General features: G+C 71.3%; 14 protein-coding genes. 2 read left to right on the forward strand and 12 right to left on the reverse strand.

Annotated elements, in window-relative coordinates; all coding sequences use genetic code 11:
• Genes ACKTSN_RS18395 through ACKTSN_RS18410 form a run of 4 tightly spaced genes read right to left on the reverse strand, consistent with a single transcriptional unit; the run spans nt 1 to nt 6,225 of the window.
• The gene (locus ACKTSN_RS18395; RefSeq protein ID WP_409470124.1) at nt 1-1,935 is read right to left on the reverse strand and encodes an ABC transporter permease; all 1,935 of its coding nucleotides are present in this window, start codon (nt 1,933-1,935) and stop codon (nt 1-3) included.
• The gene (locus ACKTSN_RS18400) at nt 1,935-3,104 is read right to left on the reverse strand and encodes a quaternary amine ABC transporter ATP-binding protein (protein ID WP_409470125.1); all 1,170 of its coding nucleotides are present in this window, start codon (nt 3,102-3,104) and stop codon (nt 1,935-1,937) included. The genes ACKTSN_RS18395 and ACKTSN_RS18400 overlap by 1 nt, the downstream gene beginning before the upstream one ends.
• The gene (locus tag ACKTSN_RS18405) at nt 3,104-4,633 is read right to left on the reverse strand and encodes a GMC family oxidoreductase (protein WP_409470126.1); all 1,530 of its coding nucleotides are present in this window, start codon (nt 4,631-4,633) and stop codon (nt 3,104-3,106) included. The genes ACKTSN_RS18400 and ACKTSN_RS18405 overlap by 1 nt, the downstream gene beginning before the upstream one ends.
• 47 nt (nt 4,634-4,680) lie before the next feature.
• Nucleotides 4,681-6,225, reverse strand: coding sequence for an aldehyde dehydrogenase family protein (locus ACKTSN_RS18410; RefSeq protein ID WP_409470127.1), 1,545 nt, complete (start codon nt 6,223-6,225; stop codon nt 4,681-4,683).
• Between the two features lie 164 nt (nt 6,226-6,389).
• Between ACKTSN_RS18410 and ACKTSN_RS18415 the strand changes: the two genes are divergently transcribed.
• The gene (locus ACKTSN_RS18415) at nt 6,390-7,289 is read left to right on the forward strand and encodes a GNAT family N-acetyltransferase (protein WP_409470128.1); all 900 of its coding nucleotides are present in this window, start codon (nt 6,390-6,392) and stop codon (nt 7,287-7,289) included.
• Nucleotides 7,290-7,301: 12 nt separating this feature from the next.
• Here the strand turns inward: ACKTSN_RS18415 and ACKTSN_RS18420 are convergent, their stop codons facing one another.
• From ACKTSN_RS18420 to ACKTSN_RS18455, 8 genes are all read right to left on the reverse strand, one after another.
• Nucleotides 7,302-8,222 carry a hypothetical protein gene (locus ACKTSN_RS18420; RefSeq protein WP_409470129.1) on the reverse strand — a complete coding sequence of 307 codons (921 nt, stop codon included), beginning with the start codon at nt 8,220-8,222 and terminating at the stop codon, nt 7,302-7,304.
• A 3-nt stretch (nt 8,223-8,225) separates the two neighbouring features.
• Nucleotides 8,226-8,609, reverse strand: a complete 384-nt coding sequence (locus ACKTSN_RS18425; protein ID WP_409470130.1) for a hypothetical protein — start codon at nt 8,607-8,609, stop codon at nt 8,226-8,228.
• Nucleotides 8,610-8,637: 28 nt separating this feature from the next.
• The gene (locus tag ACKTSN_RS18430; RefSeq protein WP_409470131.1) at nt 8,638-10,494 is read right to left on the reverse strand and encodes a hypothetical protein; all 1,857 of its coding nucleotides are present in this window, start codon (nt 10,492-10,494) and stop codon (nt 8,638-8,640) included.
• A gap of 63 nt (nt 10,495-10,557) precedes the next feature.
• Nucleotides 10,558-11,061, reverse strand: coding sequence for a DUF5954 family protein (locus ACKTSN_RS18435; RefSeq protein WP_409470132.1), 504 nt, complete (start codon nt 11,059-11,061; stop codon nt 10,558-10,560).
• A 23-nt stretch (nt 11,062-11,084) separates the two neighbouring features.
• Nucleotides 11,085-12,074 (reverse strand): malate dehydrogenase, encoded by a 990-nt coding sequence (locus tag ACKTSN_RS18440; RefSeq protein ID WP_409470133.1) that lies wholly within the window; start codon nt 12,072-12,074, stop codon nt 11,085-11,087.
• Nucleotides 12,075-12,391: 317 nt separating this feature from the next.
• Complete coding sequence (locus tag ACKTSN_RS18445; protein WP_409470134.1) at nt 12,392-13,645, reverse strand: helix-turn-helix domain-containing protein; 1,254 nt, start codon at nt 13,643-13,645, stop codon at nt 12,392-12,394.
• Between the two features lie 530 nt (nt 13,646-14,175).
• Nucleotides 14,176-14,616 (reverse strand): DUF3017 domain-containing protein, encoded by a 441-nt coding sequence (locus ACKTSN_RS18450; RefSeq protein ID WP_409474861.1) that lies wholly within the window; start codon nt 14,614-14,616, stop codon nt 14,176-14,178.
• A 61-nt stretch (nt 14,617-14,677) separates the two neighbouring features.
• On the reverse strand, nt 14,678-15,532 hold the full coding sequence (locus ACKTSN_RS18455; RefSeq protein WP_409470135.1) for a bifunctional methylenetetrahydrofolate dehydrogenase/methenyltetrahydrofolate cyclohydrolase: 855 nt from the start codon (nt 15,530-15,532) through the stop codon (nt 14,678-14,680).
• Between the two features lie 308 nt (nt 15,533-15,840).
• Here ACKTSN_RS18455 and ACKTSN_RS18460 point away from each other — a divergent pair, with 308 nt between their 5' ends.
• The gene (locus ACKTSN_RS18460) at nt 15,841-16,455 is read left to right on the forward strand and encodes a hypothetical protein (RefSeq protein ID WP_409470136.1); all 615 of its coding nucleotides are present in this window, start codon (nt 15,841-15,843) and stop codon (nt 16,453-16,455) included.
• Nucleotides 16,456-16,846 lie beyond the last annotated feature (391 nt).

Consider the following 16,846-nt stretch of genomic DNA (forward strand, 5'->3'; position numbering starts at 1 on the left):
TCAGGCTCCCTTCTTCGCACGGCGACCGGTCGGCTGTGTCACCCGGTCGAGCATCAGGCCGAGGCAGACGATCGCGGCACCGGCCACCAGCCCGGTCGCCAGGTCGCCCTGCGCAAGGCCGAAGACGACGTCGTAGCCGAGCGCGCCGGCGCCGACCAGGCCGCCGATGATGACCACGGCGAGGACCAGGACCACGCCCTGGTTGAGCGCCAGCAGCAACGCGGGCCGGGCGAGCGGGAGCTGGACCTGGCGCAGCTGCTGTCCGCTGGTCGCGCCGAGCGAGCGGGCCGACTCCATGGCCGCGGGGTCGACCTGGCGCAGGCCCTGCGCGGTGATACGGACGACGGCCGGGAGCGCGTAGACGACGGCCGCGGCGACGGCGGGGGCACGGCCCACACCGAACAGTGCGACGACCGGGATCAGGTAAACGAACTGCGGCATCGTCTGGAAGACGTCCAGGACGGGCCGGAGCAGCCGCTCGAAGCGGTCACTGCGGGCCGCCGCGATGCCGGTCGCGAAGCCCAGGACGAGGGTGACGGCGACCGCCGCCAGCACCTGCGAGAGCGTGTCCAGCGCCGGCTCCCACACGCCGAGTACGCCGATCGCGGCCATGGCGAGGACGGCGGTGAGCGCGGTGCGCCAAGTGCCGATCAGCCAGGCGAGGGCGGCCACGACGAGCAGCACCGACCACCAGGGCAGCCACTGCAGCCCGTCGCGCACCGGGTCCAGGACCCAGGTGGTGAAGTGGCCCGCCCAGTCGGCGGTGCCGCCGACGACCGGCACTCCCGAGTACAGGTGGGCGGTCATCCAGTCGACGGCCCGGTTCACCGGCTCGGCAATGTTCAAAGTCCAGGAGTCGGGCCAGTCGGTACGACCGAGCAGGCGGCCGGCGACCGCCACGGACAGGGCCGCAGCCAGGGCGTACGGCCATCCCGCGCGGGGATGTTCCGTGCCGCCGTTCCCGGCCGCCGCCGTCACGCGGTCAAGCACAACCGCGAGGAGCACGATCGGGATGCCCGCGGCCAGCGCCGCGCCCACGTCCACCGAGGCCAGTGCCTGGTAGACGCGGTCACCGAGACCGCCCGCGCCGATCACCGACGCGATGACGGCCATGGACAGCGCCATCATGATCGTCTGGTTGAGGCCGAGCAGGAGTTCCTTGCGGGCCAGCGGGACACGGGCGGTCAACAGGCGTTGGCGGGCGGTGGCGCCCAGCGACTCGACCGCCTCCAGGACACCCTTGTCGGCGCCGCGCAGGCCGAGGGCGGTGAGGCGGGCCATGGGCGGGGCAGCGTAGACGACGGTGGCGAGGACGGCGGCCGGGACGCCGATGCCGAAGACGAGCACGACGGGCAGCAGGTACGCGAACGCCGGGAGCACCTGCATGGTGTCCAGGACCGGGCGCAACGCTCGGTCCATACGGTCGGACAGTCCCGCCGCGAGGCCGAGCAGGGCGCCGACCACGACCGACGCGAGCACCGCGACCACCATCAGGGCCAGCGTCTGCATCGTCGGCACCCACATGCCGAGCAATCCGCAGGCGAGGAAGGCTGCCGCCGTGCCGAGCGCGAGCCTCACTCCGGCGACTCGCCAGGCGACGAGGGCGCCCAGTGCCGTCACGCCTGCCCAGCCGATGGTCAGGAGGGTGAGGTAGACGGCGCGTACGGAGAGGACGACCGCGTTGCTGATGTGGCCGAAGAAGTAGAGGAACAGGGGGTGGCTGTCGCGGTTGTCGATGATCCAGTCGCTGACGTCGGTGAGCGGCTGGGTGAGGTCGATGGTGAGGGCGGTTGGCCAGGTGCCGCTCGTCCAACGCGCGTTGGCCAACGGCACAAGGATCGCCGCGGCGAGGGCGAGCAGGAGGAGCTTGCGGGCGGCGGGGTGTTTGAGGGCGCCGGGGAGCGTGCGAGGGGGTGCTGCGGTGATCGTGGCCATCAGACCGGCTCCTTGTTGGTGCCGGCGGAGCTGGTCGCTTGCCCGCGCTGGCGGGGTGCCTCCCCCACGCTCGAACGAGCTCGCGCGGGGGCACCCTCATCGCCCACCCGTGCCGCCCCAGCGGCACGACTGCCCGCAGCTACGTCAGCGACGCCGGCCACCACGTCCAGCAGGCCCGTGTGGTCGACGATGCCGACGCAGCGGCCCCCGTCCATCACCCTGACCGGGCCGCCGGTGCGGGCGACCGCCTCGATCGCCTCCGACACCGTCGCCACCGGCGCCACCGCCGGGCCACTGTCCGCCTCGTCCGCCGATGCGGGCCGCATGGCGGTACGGACCGTCATGACCTGCTCACGGGGCACGTCCCGGACGAACTCGCGGACGTAGTCGTCGGCCGGGGAGCCGACGATCTCTTCCGGGGTGCCGAGCTGGACGATGCGGCCGTCGCGCATCAGGGCGATACGGTCACCGAGTTTGAGGGCCTCGCTCAGGTCGTGGGTGATGAAGACCATCGTGCGGCCCTCTTCGCGGTGCAGCCGGACGACCTCCTCCTGCATGTCCCGCCGGATGAGGGGGTCCAGTGCGCTGAACGGCTCGTCGAACAGGAGCACCTCGGGGTCGACGGCCAGCGCGCGGGCCAGCCCGACCCGCTGCTGCTGGCCGCCCGACAGCTGGCCGGGCCTGCGCTGCTCCATGCCTTCCAGGCCGACCTTGGCGACGACCTCGGCGGCCTTGGCGCGCCGCTCCGCCCTGCCCACGCCCTGGATCTCCAGGCCGTAGGCCACGTTGTCGAGGACCGTGCGGTGCGGGAGCAGACCGAAGTGCTGGAAGACCATCGCGGCACGATGCCGGCGCAGTTCGCGCAGCCGGGCCTTGTCCATGGCCCGCACGTCCTCGCCGTCGATGGCGATCGTGCCGGCGGTCGGTTCGATCAGTCGGGTCAGGCAGCGCACCAGCGTCGACTTGCCCGAGCCGGACAGGCCCATCACGACGAAGACCTCGCTCTTGCGCACGTCGAAGGAGACGTCCCGGACGGCGGCCGTGCAGCCGGTGCGGGCGCGCAGTTCGGCGGGGGTGAGGGCGGTCAGCTCGGGGTCGGCCGGGACGCGGTCGGCTTTCGGGCCGAAGACCTTCCACAGGCCGTCCACCGAGAACACGGACGTACTCATCACGCACCACCCCCGATCAGGTCCACGGCCCGCTCACCGACCATCAGCACCCCGATCATCGGGTTCACGGCGGTCATGGTCGGGAAGACGGAGGCGTCGGCGATCCGGATGCCGTCCAGGCCGCGGATTCTCAACTTCGGGTCGACCACGGCGAGTTCGTCGTCCACGGCGCCCATGCGGCAGGTGCCCGCCGGGTGGTACACGGTGTGCGCGACCTTGCGGGCGCACTCGCTGAGCTCCTCGTCGCTGGTGATCTCCGGGCCGGGGCAGACCTCCCGCTTGAGCCAGTGCGCGAGCGGCTCGGACTTCGCGATCTCGCGGGCGATACGGATGCCGTCGACGAGGGTGCGGCCGTCGTAGTCGTCCTCGTCGGTGAAGTAGCGGAAGTCGAGGGCGGGCTTCTCGGCAGGGTCCGCACTCTTCAGGTACAGCCGCCCCCGGCTCTTCGGTTTCGGGATGTTCGGGGTCATCGAGACGCCGTGCGCGGGGCGTTCGTAGCCGAGCCGCTCCGGGTTGTCCGTGAACGGGATCTGGTAGAAGTGGAACATCAGGTCGGGGCCCGCGTGTTCGGGGTCGCGGCGTACGAACAGGCCGGCGTCGGAGTCCATCGCGGAGTTCTCCGGGATGGGGCCGTGGGTCTCCCAGACGATCACCGACTCGGGGTGGTCGAGCAGGTTCTCGCCGACACCGGGCAGGTCGTGCGCCACGGGTATGCCGAGTTCCTCCAGGTCGGCCTTCGGGCCGATGCCCGAGTGCAGCAGCAGCCGCGGGGAGTCGACCGCGCCGGCGCACAGGACGACCTCGTTGCGGGCCCGTACGAGGATCTCCTCGCCGCCCTTCGTGCGGACGTGGACGCCTTCGGCGCGCGTGCCGTTCAGTTCCAGCCGGTACGCCCAGGTCTCCAGGAGGATCGTCAGGTTGGGCCGCTCGTCCATGACCGGGTGCAGATACGCCACCGAGGCCGACGAACGCTTGTTGTTCTCGGGGTGGTAGGCGAGGTCGAAGAAGCCGACGCCCTCGGTGAACGGCTTCTTGTTGAAGCCCTCGACGCGGGGCACGCCGAGCGCGGACTGGGCGGCGTCGACGAAGTCACGGGCGATGGCGTTCCGGTCCTTCTCGTCGACCGGGACGATGTTGTTCAGCAGGCGGGCGAAGTACGCCTCCATCTGGACGGCGCCCCAGCCCTTGGCGCCGGCGTTCTCCCACTCGTCCCAGTCGGACGGCAGCGGCTTGAAGGCGATCAGCGTGTTGTGGGAGGAGCAGCCGCCGAGGACGCGGGCGCGGCTGTGCCGGATGTGGGAGTTGCCGCGCGGCTGCTCGGTGGTCGGGTAGTCGTAGTCCAGCTCGCCGCCGAGCAGGCCCATCCAGCGGCGCAGGGTGAGGACGTCGTCGCGGCCGACGTCACTGGGGCCGCCCTCGATGACGGCGACGGTGACGTCGGGGTTCTCGGTCAGCCGGGAGGCGATGACGGAGCCTGCCGTGCCGCCGCCGATGACGACGTAGTCGTAGACGTGGGTGTTCTCGGGCATGGGGTGGCACTCCGGTGGGGGGTCGAAAGAAGGGGGTGGGTGCGGGTTCAGCCGGCGAACCAGCGCACCGGCTTGGGCGCGAGGTTCTGGTAGATGTGCTTGGCCTCGCGGTACTCGGCGAGTCCGGCCGGGCCGAGTTCGCGGCCGACGCCGCTCTTGCCGAAGCCGCCCCACTCCGCCTGCGGCAGGTAGGGGTGGAAGTCGTTGATCCAGACGGTGCCGTGCCGCAGCCGGCCCGCGACCCGGCGGGCCCGCCCGGCGTCGGCGGTCCAGACGGCGCCGGCCAGCCCGTACTCGGTGTCGTTGGCGAGCGCGACGGCCTCGTCCTCCGTGCGGAAGGTCTCCACCGTCAGCACCGGCCCGAAGACCTCTTCCCGTACGACCCTCATCTCGCGGTGGCACTGGTCGAGCACCGTCGGCTCGTAGAAGTAGCCGGTCTCGGGCCGCTCCGGGGAGGGGTCGGGGCGCTTGCCGCCGCAGCGCAGCACCGCGCCCTCGGCCAGCGCGGAGGCGACGTAGTCCTCGGTCTTCGCGCGCTGTTGCTCGGAGACGAGCGGGCCGCACTCGACGCCCGGCTCGGTGCCGCGGCCCAGGCGGATCTTCGCGGCGCGGCGGGCGAGTTCGGCGACGAACCGCTCCCTGACGCTCTCCTCGATGATGAGCCGCGCGCCCGCCGAGCAGACCTGGCCGCTGTGGATGAAGGCCGCGTTGAGGGCCTGGTCGACGGCGGTGTCGAAGTCCGCCTCGGTGGCGCAGGCGTCGGCGAAGACGACGTTGGGGTTCTTGCCGCCGAGTTCGAGGGCGACCTTCTTGACGGTCGGTGCGGCAGCCGCGGCCACCTTGGTGCCGCTGACCAGGCCGCCGGTGAAGGAGACCAGGTCGACGTCGGGGTGCTCGGCGAGGCGGGCGCCGACGGTGTGGCCGGGACCCGTGACGATGTTGGCGACTCCGGCGGGCAGTCCGGCCTCGGCCAGCAGCTCGATCAGCGCGATGGTGGTCATCGGGGTGATCTCGCTCGGCTTGATCACAAAGGTGTTGCCGGCCGCGAGCGCGGGGGCGATCTTCCAGCTGGCCTGGAGGAGGGGGTAGTTCCACGGCGTGATCAGCGCGCAGACGCCGACCGGCTCGTGCACGACCACGCTGTGGATGTCGGGCGAGCCCGCGTCGACCACCCGTCCCGGGGCCTCCGCGGCCACCAGGTCCGCGAAGTAGCGGAAGGCGTCGGCGACGCAGTCGATGTCGACGCGGCCCTCTTCGAGGGTCTTGCCGGCGTCCCGGCTTTCCAGCAGGCCGAGCCGCTCCCGGTCGCGGACCAGGAGGTCGGCGACGCGGCGCAGCAGTGCGGCGCGCTCCGCGACGGGAGTGCGCGGCCACTCCCCCTGACCTCCGTCGAAGGCGCGGTGGGCGGCCGCGACGGCCAGATCCGTGTCCTTCTCGTCACCCTCGGCGACCACGGCGAACGGCCGGGCGTCCGCGGGGTCGAGGATCTCGCGCGTGGCACCGGAGACGGCGTGCCGCCACTCCCCTGCGATGTGGAGGGTGCCGTGCGCCCGGAGTTCCTGATCCTTGGGGTGTTCCGCTCTGTCCGCCATGCCTGGTGTTGCCTTCCGTTCCTGTTCAGGACCCGGAGCACCTGCCCGGGGTCTGCACCGGCATGCGAAACCGGTGGCCGAAAGTGCGCTGTGTCACTGAACATGCGGACAAAGGGGACGAAGCCGTGGACGAGGCCTCGTCCTTTGACTAAAGTCAAAGAAATATGGAGCCAGTATCGACGGACCATGTGACGGCCTTCCGCCGCTTCAACCGTTACTTCACGCGCCGTATCGGCGTACTGGACGACCACTACCTCGGTCAGAACCGCCCGCTCGGCGAGGCCCGGCTGCTCTTCGAGATCGGGGACGGCGCGTCCCTGCGTGAGCTCAGGAGCCGACTCGGCCTGGACGCCGGGTATCTGAGCCGGATGGCCAAGGCGCTCGAGACCCAGGGCATGGTCCGGCTGAGTGCGCACCCGCAGGACAACCGGCTGCGCATGATCGAGCTGACCCCGGCCGGACGGGTGGAGGTGAAGGAGCAGAACCGGCGGGCGGGTGCGGTCGTCGTCGGGCTGCTCGAATGCCTCAGCGAACCGCAGCGCGCCGAACTGACCGAGGCGCTGGCCACCACGCAGCGCCTGCTGCGCCTCGCGGGCATCACCGTCGACCTCGTCGACGGCGCGGCACCAGACGCCCGGGCCTGCCTGGACGCCTACGCGGCCGACATCGACAAGCGGTTCCCCGAGGGGTTCGACAAGGACTCCCTCGTACGGCCGGAGGAGGTGTCGGGCGACGCCGGCGCGTTCTTCGTCGCCTACGAGGAGGGCCGCCCGGTGGGCTGTGGAGCACTACGGCGCCTGGAACCCGGCGTCGGCGAGATCCGCCACGTCTGGGTGCACCCCGACGCCCGCCGCCTCGGTCTCGCCCGCCGCCTGCTAGGCGCCCTCGAACAGGAGGCCGCGGCACGGCACTTGACCGCCGTACGCCTCGACACCCACACCGCGCTCACCGAGGCGCAGGCGATGTACCGGGCGTGCGGATACGCGGCGATCCCGGCGTACGACGACAACGTCTACGCCAGCCACTGGTTCGAGAAGCGTCTGCCCGCCCCCGACGGCGGCTGACCCGGGGCTGCCTCAGCTCGGCGTGAACGCCGACCTGGCGTTCTCCAGTGTCTCCCGCGTCTCGGGCCAGTCGTCCGTCGCGCCTCGGACGATCATCGCGTAGAGGCGCCCGTCGTCCGTCTGGAAGACCCGGTCGACAGCCCTCACCCGCTCGCCGATGTCCTCGCTGTCGTACTCGTAGACGAGCTCGCTCGCGTACGTCTCCTCGGGGACGGGGCCCCGGCTGATCTCGGCGAAGCCCGGCTGCTCGGAGAGGCTGTCGACGGCGATGTCCAGCGCGTCGTCGGGGGTGTAGCCCGCCTCGATCACCTCGAAGATCTGCAGCAGGCCGCGCTCGTCGGACGAGGTGTAGAAGACGACGGCTCCGCCGTCCTGCTCGCTGCGCGTCCAGTCCTCGGGAACGACGGTGGAGAAGCCCGAAGGATCGTCCACCGGCCGGTATCCGGCAGGTACTTCGGGCGACTCGGACGCGGCGGTGAACGGGTCCTCGGAGGGCGAGGCGACGTCGGACGAGTCGTCCGGCGGTGGCACCTGGCCGCCCCGGGTAAGGCCGGCCGTGCTCGACGGGGTGCGGCCCGCCTTGTCGTCGCCGTCGTCCCCCGCCCGGTCGACCGCGAGCCAGCTCGCCAGCGCGGTGATCGCGACCGCCGCGACGACCGCGCCGGCAACGATCCTTCCCCGGCGGCCGCGCGGGGCCCCGGGCAGTACGGAGGGCGGCTGCGGCCAATCGGGCGGGGCCGCGCCGCCCGCCGGTTCCGCGGGGGGCCGCTCCGGCGGCGCCCCGCCGGCGGCGCCGGCCGCCCCGCCGCCCGCCGGTGGCCAGGCAGGTCTAGCAGGCGGCGGAGGCGGGGCGGGGTGACCGCCCGCACCCGTCGGCTCCCACGACTGGGTGTCCTTGTTCCACCGGACCTCGCCGGCGCCCCCGCCGCTCATCGCTCAGCCCCCGACGATTCCGGCCACGGCCGTACCGAGAGCCGTGGCGGACGTGATCGCGCCGAGGACACCGCTCGCCGCCTCGAGGGCGGTGCGCAGCCGGTCGAGGACGCCGGGCTCGGCGCGGCCGGTGGTGGTCACCTGCTGCTCGGTCTCCTCCAGACGCGCGGAGAGCTCCTGCGTCTCGGACGTGACCGGGTATCTCTTCAGGTCCTCACTGAGGTCGCGGATGGCCTGGAGCAACGCCTGATGCGACTCGTCGGCCGGGGCCGACATTGATGTGTAACGGGCACTGGCGCCCGCACCGACCGCGATGCCGTTGCCGGTGACGGATCCCCCGACATACGTGCCGGAGCCGTGGCCGTCGCCCGCTGGCGCTTGGTTCATGTCATCCTCCGTTGTGCTGACGGGTGTGCTACTTCGGCTTCGACGCGCCACCGGTGCCCGCCGACGACGCTCTGGACGCCCCGCCGCCCGACGAGGTGGCCTTGCTGTTGTCGCCTATGGCGATCCCATTGCCCTGGACGGAGCCTCCGACGAAGGTCCCGCTGTTGTTGAACACGTTGGTGACCTTCTGCTCGAACTCGGCGACGTCGTACCCCGCGCTCCACAGCGCCAGGCGCACCCCGCCGGCGATCCGGTCCTGGATGGACTTGAGATAGCGGGCGATGTCCATTTCCTGGAAGAGGGTCGCCTCGTCGTCCGCGCCCAGTTCCCGCACGGAGACGCCGGGCCCGTCCGGCAGCGTGTCCGCGTGGACGCCAGTCAGCTGCCGCCACTGCTGGGCGACGGCGCGGACCAGGACGCGCAGGGCGTCGCCGGTGGCGGCCGGGATGCGCAGCAGCGCGAAGACGTAGCGGCCGAAACCGCCGCGGTGCAGATGCTCGTGAGCCATCCTGTCGGCCATCGCGAACAGCGGGTTGACCGGCGGCAGTACGTGCGGCGCGACCTCCAGCATCAGCATCCCGCCCTGCGTGTGGACGCGGACGAACACGGTGACGACGATCTCCTCGTCCCAGCCGCCGACGCGGACGCGCAGGAAGTGCCGGCGCTGCTCGCCGCCCTCCTCCACGGCGTCGGCGCGGTGCATCGCGTAGGTGTCCGGCGTGTACGGGAAGGCCATCCGGCCCGGCAGCCCTTCCGCGGGCAGGAACACGCACTCGTCGACGACGAGTTCGCGCAGCCGGTCGATCACGGCCTCGGCCGCCCGCGGCGAACTGCGTGGCGACGGCTCCTGCAGCTGCTCCACCAGCGGTTTGATCTTCTCCAGGACCGTGTTGTTGTCGAGCGGCTCCGCAGTCGCCGGCGCGGGCCCGGGTGCGGACTTGGTGAGGGCGTCGAGTGGAGCGTCGCCGTCGCCCGTCGTGCGGGGGCGCAGCTCGATCGACAGGGACCAGGGTTCATACGGCAGTCCCGCGCCACGGAACGGGTCGGACTTCGCGTACAGGATCAGCGGCGCGTGCTGCTCCTGACGAATACGCCGGCTCAGTTCGCTCAGCCACGGTCCGGGCGCCGCCTCGGCCGGGTCGTCGGCGATGTTCGGGAAGCGCTCCTTGGACAGCTCGCCCGCGATCGTCCGCGCGAACTGACCGCGCTGCCACACGCTGAGCAGCGCGAGCAGCAGCGGCAGCGCGAGCAGGCACCCGGCGGTGAAGCGGCTCGCGTCCGTGAAGCCCGCGAACAGCACGTCGAGGGGGCCGCCGAGGACGCCGCTGTCCGACGAGTCGAAGTAACTGTCGCCGGAGCCGCCGAAGGAGTCGTACGCGTACTCGTCGGGACCGACGATGAGCAGCCGGAGCAGGAGGAAGTACGCGAAGAACAGGGTGAGGCGCCCGTACCAGCGCAGGACGAAGGCGAGGAGGCGCCGCATCAGGGCGAACTGCGGGAGTTTCGCGTCGATGCCACGGCTGCCGCCCAGTCGGCGGCCCAGGGCGATCAGAAGGATGGGCCAGATCACCTGCATGATCAGCCCCTTGGTGAGCGCCGCCGCGACCACCCACAGGCCGATCAGGCCGGCGGCCCAGGCCACTTCCTGGCGGCGGGCGCGCAGGGCGTGGGCGAGGACGCGGGCCGCGTCGAAGCCGTAGGACGGCGCGGCGAACCGCTCGCGGTGCACGTACAGTTCGTCGATCACCGCGTCCCGGTAGCCGACGTGCAGATACGTGCCCGCGCACAGCAGCCGGCAGGCCTCGCTCCGCGATGGGTCGACCGGACGGCGCGCTCCGGGTCCCGGCGCGCCCGCCCGCTGGGGTGGGAGCTGTGGCTGGGTCATGGATCGTCCCCCGATACAGGACCAGTACAGGACCAGTCGTGGCAGTTCATCGTCGTGACCGGGTCAACTGCTTAGAAAACAGAGCGAGTTGACCTGGCAGGGCCAATCAGTATAGATCACCCCTGTGACGCGCGTCACTTGATAATGCCTCCCACCCCTTCCGCCCACGTTTCCCACACGGCTCCTGCACCCTTTCCCGCGGACGCCTACCAGAGCCTCCTCAACTCCTCCTGCCGTTCGTGGCTCGGGGCCGTCGGGGCCGATACGGATCAGGCGTTCGACACGGGCCACGCGATAGGGGACACCGGCGACGGCGAGGACGTTGCAGCGGGGTTCGTCGAGCCGGTCGGCCAGACGGGCGTACTCCGCGCGCTCCTCCTCACCGAGGCGCAGGCGGAAGGGAGCCATCACCCGCAGCCAGGCGGCCAGGGAGTCGCGGGCGGCCTGCGGAGTCTCGTCACCGGACGACAGCAGCTCCCCTCCGCCCGTCTCGTACTCGCGAGCATGGTTGGTCGTAGGGAGTGAAACGCAAGGATCCCCGGGCGGCGGCAGCCACCCGGGGATCACAGAGGAAAGCCGGCCAGGAGCCGTCAGATCAGGCCGAGGGAGCGGACCGCCTCGCGCTCCTCCTCGAGCTCCTTGACGGAGGCGTCGATACGGGCGCGGGAGAAGTCGTTGATCTCCAGGCCCTGGACGATCTCGTACTTGCCGTCCTTCGTGGTGACCGGGAAGGAGGAGATCAGGCCCTCCGGGACGCCGTAGGAGCCGTCGGACGGGATGCCCATGGAGACCCAGTCGCCCTCCGGGGTGCCATTGACCCAGGAGTAGATGTGGTCGATGGCGGCGTTGGCGGCGGAGGCCGCGGAGGACGCGCCGCGGGCCTCGATGATCGCGGCGCCGCGCTTGGCGACGGTCGGGATGAAGTCCTCGGCGAGCCACTTCTCGTCGTTCACGACCTCGGCGGCGTTCTTGCCGGCGACCGTGGCGTGGAAGATGTCGGGGTACTGCGTGGCGGAGTGGTTGCCCCAGATCGTCAGCTTCCTGATCTCGGAGACCGGGGTGCCCGTCTTCTTCGACAGCTGGGTCAGCGCGCGGTTGTGGTCGAGGCGGGTCATCGCGGTGAAGCGCTCCGCCGGTACGTCCGGGGCGGCGGCCTGCGCGATCAGCGCGTTGGTGTTGGCCGGGTTGCCGACGACCAGGACCTTGATGTCGTCCGCGGCGTGCGCGTTGATGGCCTGGCCCTGCGGCTTGAAGATGCCGCCGTTGGCCTCCAGCAGGTCACCGCGCTCCATGCCCTTGGTGCGCGGGCGGGCGCCCACCAGGAGAGCGACGTTGGCGCCGTCGAAGGCGACGTTCGGGTCGTCGCTGATGTCGATGCCCTGGAGCAGCGGGAACGCGCAGTCGTCCAGCTCCATCGCGGTGCCCTCGGCGGCCTTCAGCGCCGGGGTGATCTCGAGGAGGCGAAGCCTGACCGGCACGTCCGCGCCGAGCAGCTGGCCGGAGGCGATGCGGAAGAGCAGGGCGTAACCGATCTGGCCGGCCGCGCCGGTGACGGTGACGTTCACGGGAGTGCGGGTCATGGCGTTCTCCGTATGACAGCTGGCGGTGGGGCGTCCCTGCCCCGGCTTTTTTGATCGATCTCTTGGCGTCAAGAGAGATCCAGCGTCAGGCTATCGCGCATCCGGGATCCCGGACGTCCGGGTCGGTGTGGCCCAGCCCACAGCACCACGAAAGGCGGCGGCCGCCCGTCCGGGAGAGGAGAGACGGGACGGCCGCCGCGTGGGGGTACCGTTGCCGGACTCCCGTAGGGGTACGGTTCGCGTGCCCAGGAATACGGCGGCCATTCCTCTGTCCCCCGGCCAATTTCCACCGGACGGGCTCGACTCACTGACCTGCGTCAGTCCGTGCACCCCTCCTGCCCCGACGCCAGCGTCGCGCACGCCGTCGCCTCGCCCGCGTCCCGCACCGCCACCATCGGCGTGTACGCGATGGCGTCGCCGGCGACCGTGATGGAGCCCTTCTGCTTGGCGGCGCCCGCGGTCACCTGGACCTCGTCACCCTGCGTCGCCTGGGTGATGCGCCCCCAGGCCGCCCCGCAGGTCTTGCTGTAGCGGACCTCGACGACGGTCGTGCCCACGGTCGCCGTCTTGGCGGTGGTCACCAGGTCCCCGCTGCACCCCATGCTCTCCGCGTCCTTGCCGGTGCAGCTGTCGCCGCTGCACTTCACGCCCGGCGGCAGGTTGGCGTCGGTGGTGACGGAGGGGGACGGGGAGGGCGACGCGTCGTTGTTCTTGTCGCCGTCGCCGCCGTTGGTGAGGTAGAGCGCGGCGGCGGCCACGACGGCCACGCCGACGGCTCCCGCGAGGAACATCGTCAGCCGGCGCCTGCCCGACGACCTGCCGGAGGCCGGGCGACCGCCGGACGGGGGGCGGACGGAGTGGCCGGGGTGGCCGGCGGGTGTCGCCGACGGTGCGGCGCCGGTCCCGAATCCGGCACCGGCGCTGGTTCCCGCTCCGGCCCCGTTCTCGTTTCCGGCCCCGGCTCCGGCGCTACGACCGGCACCGGAGCCCGCTCCGGTGCGCGAACCCGCTCCGCGGCCGCCGGTCTGCGAGGGTCCCGCGTATCCCGCGAGCCCCCACGAGTTGCCGCCCGAGGAAGCCCCCGGTCCGGCCGCCCGTGCGGTGCCCTCGCGTGCGTCCGCGTCGGACGGCGTGGGCTGCTGCGGCACCGTCGGGGACACGCCCGCCGGTCCCGCGATCCCGGGGGTCGCCGTCGCGCTGCCGCCCCGGCGGGCCGACTTGCCGCCCTTGGCATTCGCCGGTGGCGCCCCGAACTCGCCCAGCGCCGCACGGGCCTGGGAGATCCGTATCGCCTCCATGGTCATGTCGTGGCGCATCTCCGAACGGCTCCAGGCGCGCTCGGCGAGCTCCCACATCGTCGTCAGGTGGATGGGATTGGTGCCGGTGACCTCGGCCAGGGCGACGATCGCACCCTTGGGCGCGAGCAGCCGACCGTTGAGATAACGCTCCCAGGACGTCTTGCTGTAGCCCGTGCGGTCGGCCACCGCCGCGACGCTCAGGCCGCTGCGGTCCACGAGTCGCCGCAACTGGCTCGTGAACTCCCTGACCTGCGGATCGAGTTCGTCCGGCAAGGCCCTCCAACGAGGCATTGCTTCCCCCTCTTCCCCCCGGTTCGTGCTGGTTCTTCCCCCGCGCGTGCTGCCCTCTGCCGAGTCCCCGTTCTGGCTACCCACAGGGATGCGCCCGGTCAGGATCTCAGTTCCCGGGGTGGGGGCGCACGGGGGCGTTGGCGCCGCGGGCATGCACCGTTGCACGCCCACTGGCCCGCGGTCCAGCTCGGGACGTCCCGGACCGTCCCGATTGGGCAGATTAGCCCCGCTGTGCAGCGCCTTGGCCCCGGATCCCGGAACTGTCAATACATCGACACAACGGACACACACCGGTGACCTCGGGCGTCCCAGCGGTGCCCCTCCCACCCAGACGCAACCGCGCCGAGGACGCCGAGGACTGTGGCAGGGTGCGGACACGGTAGCGGAACGGTCACCTCCGAGCCACGGCGCACGGACAGCTGTTGAACAGGCCGTTCACCGTGCGGGAGTTTGAGTGCGGCGGCGGCCCGTCCTTGCTCGGGGGAGGGGACGGGTCGTCGCCGCGGTAGCGACTAGCTGCTGACCGTGAAGTGCAACGTGTCCTTCAGGAACGGGATCTCCAGCCAGGGATTCGGCTGGACCATCATCGCCAGCAGGACGATCGCGAGGCCCAGCACGCCGTACGTGGCGATGTCGGTGAAGCGGGAGCGCACCGCGAGCATGCCGACGCCGGGCAACAGCCAGCGCAGCACGGCTCCGCCGAGCAGGGCGACGCCGATCAGCATCGTCCCGATCCGGAACGCGTCGAACGCCGTCAGCAGCAGACCGAGCCCGACCAGGGACAGCACCGCGAGCATCGGCCACTGCCGCGCCGGGGCGGGCGCGTCACCCCGCGCCGCCCGGCCGCCGCCCTCGGGCCGCGCCGTGTCCCGCGTGAACAGCGGGAACCGCCGAGTGACCCGCCGGGGTGTCCCTTCGGCGTCGGGCACACTGATCGGATCCCGGACGACCAACTCGTCGTCGTCGGCGGCGGCGCCGTTCGGGGATACGCCCTCCCGCTCGACATCGCCCTGCTCAGCCGACACTGCGCTCCGCCGCCTCGACCACGTTGACGAGCAGCTGGGCCCGGGTCATCGGGCCGACGCCGCCGGGGTTGGGGGAGATCCAGCCGGCGACCTCGGCGACGCCGGGGTGGACATCGCCGACGATCTTGCCCTCGGCGCTGCGGGAGACACCGACGTCGAGGACGGCCGCGCCCGGCTTGACGTCCTCGGGCCGGATCAGGTGGGCCGAACCGGCCGCGGCGACGATGATGTCCGCGCGGCGCAGGTGGGCCGACAGGTCACGGGTGCCGGTGTGGCACTGGGTCACCGTCGCGTTCTCGCTGCGCCGGGTGAGCAGCAGCGGCATCGGACGGCCGATGGTCACCCCGCGGCCGACGACCACGACCTCGGCACCCTTGATCTCCACGCCGTAGCGGCGCAGCAGGGTCAGCACACCGTTCGGCGTGCAGGGCAGCGGCGCCGGCTCGTTCAGGACCAGCCGCCCGAGGTTCATCGGGTGCAGCCCGTCCGCGTCCTTGCCGGGGTCCATGAGTTCGAGGATGCGGTTCTCGTCGATGCCCTTGGGGAGCGGCAGTTGGACGATGTAGCCGGTGCAGGCCGGGTCCTCGTTCAGCTCCCGTACGACCGCCTCGATCTCGTCCTGCGTCGCCGTGCCGGGCAGTTCGCGCTGGATGGAGGCGATGCCGACCTCGGCGCAGTCGCGGTGCTTTCCGGCGACGTACTTCTGGCTGCCGGGGTCGTCCCCGACGAGGATCGTGCCGAGGCCGGGCGTGACGCCCTTCTCCTTCAGCGCCGCCACGCGGGCGGTCAGATCGGACTTGATCGCGGCTGCAGTGGCCTTGCCATCGAGAATCTGGGCGGTCATGAACCCCATCCTCCCGGATGACCGGGTCCCGGTTCCAATCCGGGTGCTCCGGAGCCGTCCCGCCGTACGCCCTCATGATCCCCTGACGAATCAACCCATGAATCCCCTCATGGTCCCTCATGATCGATGATGTTGCACTTGCACAACACATCCGGAATGCGGCTGGACAAGCCGACGGTGACTGAAGAACGATTGTCGGAACAGTGTCGCGGGCAGTACCGGGGGGACGAACCGCATCTGTAGAACCTTCCTCCGAATCCGGCCGCGCCTCGTCCCCGCACTCCAGGCAAAACGGAGGAAAGACCGCCATGAGTTTCGGCGACCCGAACAACCCCTACGGGCACGGGCAGCCGCCCCAGCAGCCCCAGGCCCCCGCTCCCGGTTACGGCTACCCCCAGCAGACGCCGCCCGGCGCCCCGCCGCAGGGCTACGGATACCCGGCGGCCCCGCCCGTCCAGCAGCCGTACGGCGACGGTTACCTGCCCGGTGCTCCCGCGCAGATGCCGGGCATCACCCGCGCCTCGCAGATCATGCTCGGTGTGATCGCGCTGGCCCATGCGGTCATCGCCGTGCTGTACGGGGTCGCGCTCGGCCAGTGGGACGAGACCATGGCCGAGGCGGGTGTCACCGGTGACTCCGAGGCGGAGGCGATCGCCGATCTGGGCAAGGGCGTCGTCGTCTTCTTCCTCGGTCTCGCCACTGTGTTCGCGATCCTCGGTCTTGCGCTGCTGCTGCAGTACGCCAAGGGCGGCAACGGTGTCCGCGTCTGCTCGATCGTCTACGGTTCGTTCGCGATCGTCACGGGCATCTTCATGATCGCGGCTTATGGCATCGGTCTGATCATCATCGCGATCTCCATCCTGGTGATCGTCTTCTCCGCGAAACGCGCCAGCGCCGAGTGGTTCCGCCGCCCGCGCTACTGAGCCGCCGGCCGACGGAACAGTTGCGCCATTCACACCGAGGGCCGTGTCCCACCCGTGCAAGGGTGGGGACACGGCCCTGGTGCGTCCCCCCACCCTGAAGCGGTAGCCGCCAGGCACGGGGAGAAGCACCTTGTACAGCATCATCGTGGTACCTCCGCCGAGCTCGGCCTCCGGCTCCGTCGGGGGGAGAGCCGAAGGCCGTTCGCCGTCGCTCAGTAGCGCTCCGCCAACGTCACGGAGGAGGAGAAGCCCCAGGACGATCCAGTGGATGCCCAACTGTCGAGGAACGACTTGAAGGTGCCATCGCTCTGCGAGGGCATCGTCCCCAGCAGTGGTCAATGACGCGGCGGGCTCGGTCATCGACTGGCTCAACTGGTAAAGCCACCCCCGA

It is taken from the genome of Streptomyces flavusporus (genome assembly GCF_046267975.1).
GTDB classification, from domain to species: Bacteria; Actinomycetota; Actinomycetes; order Streptomycetales; family Streptomycetaceae; genus Streptomyces; species Streptomyces flavusporus.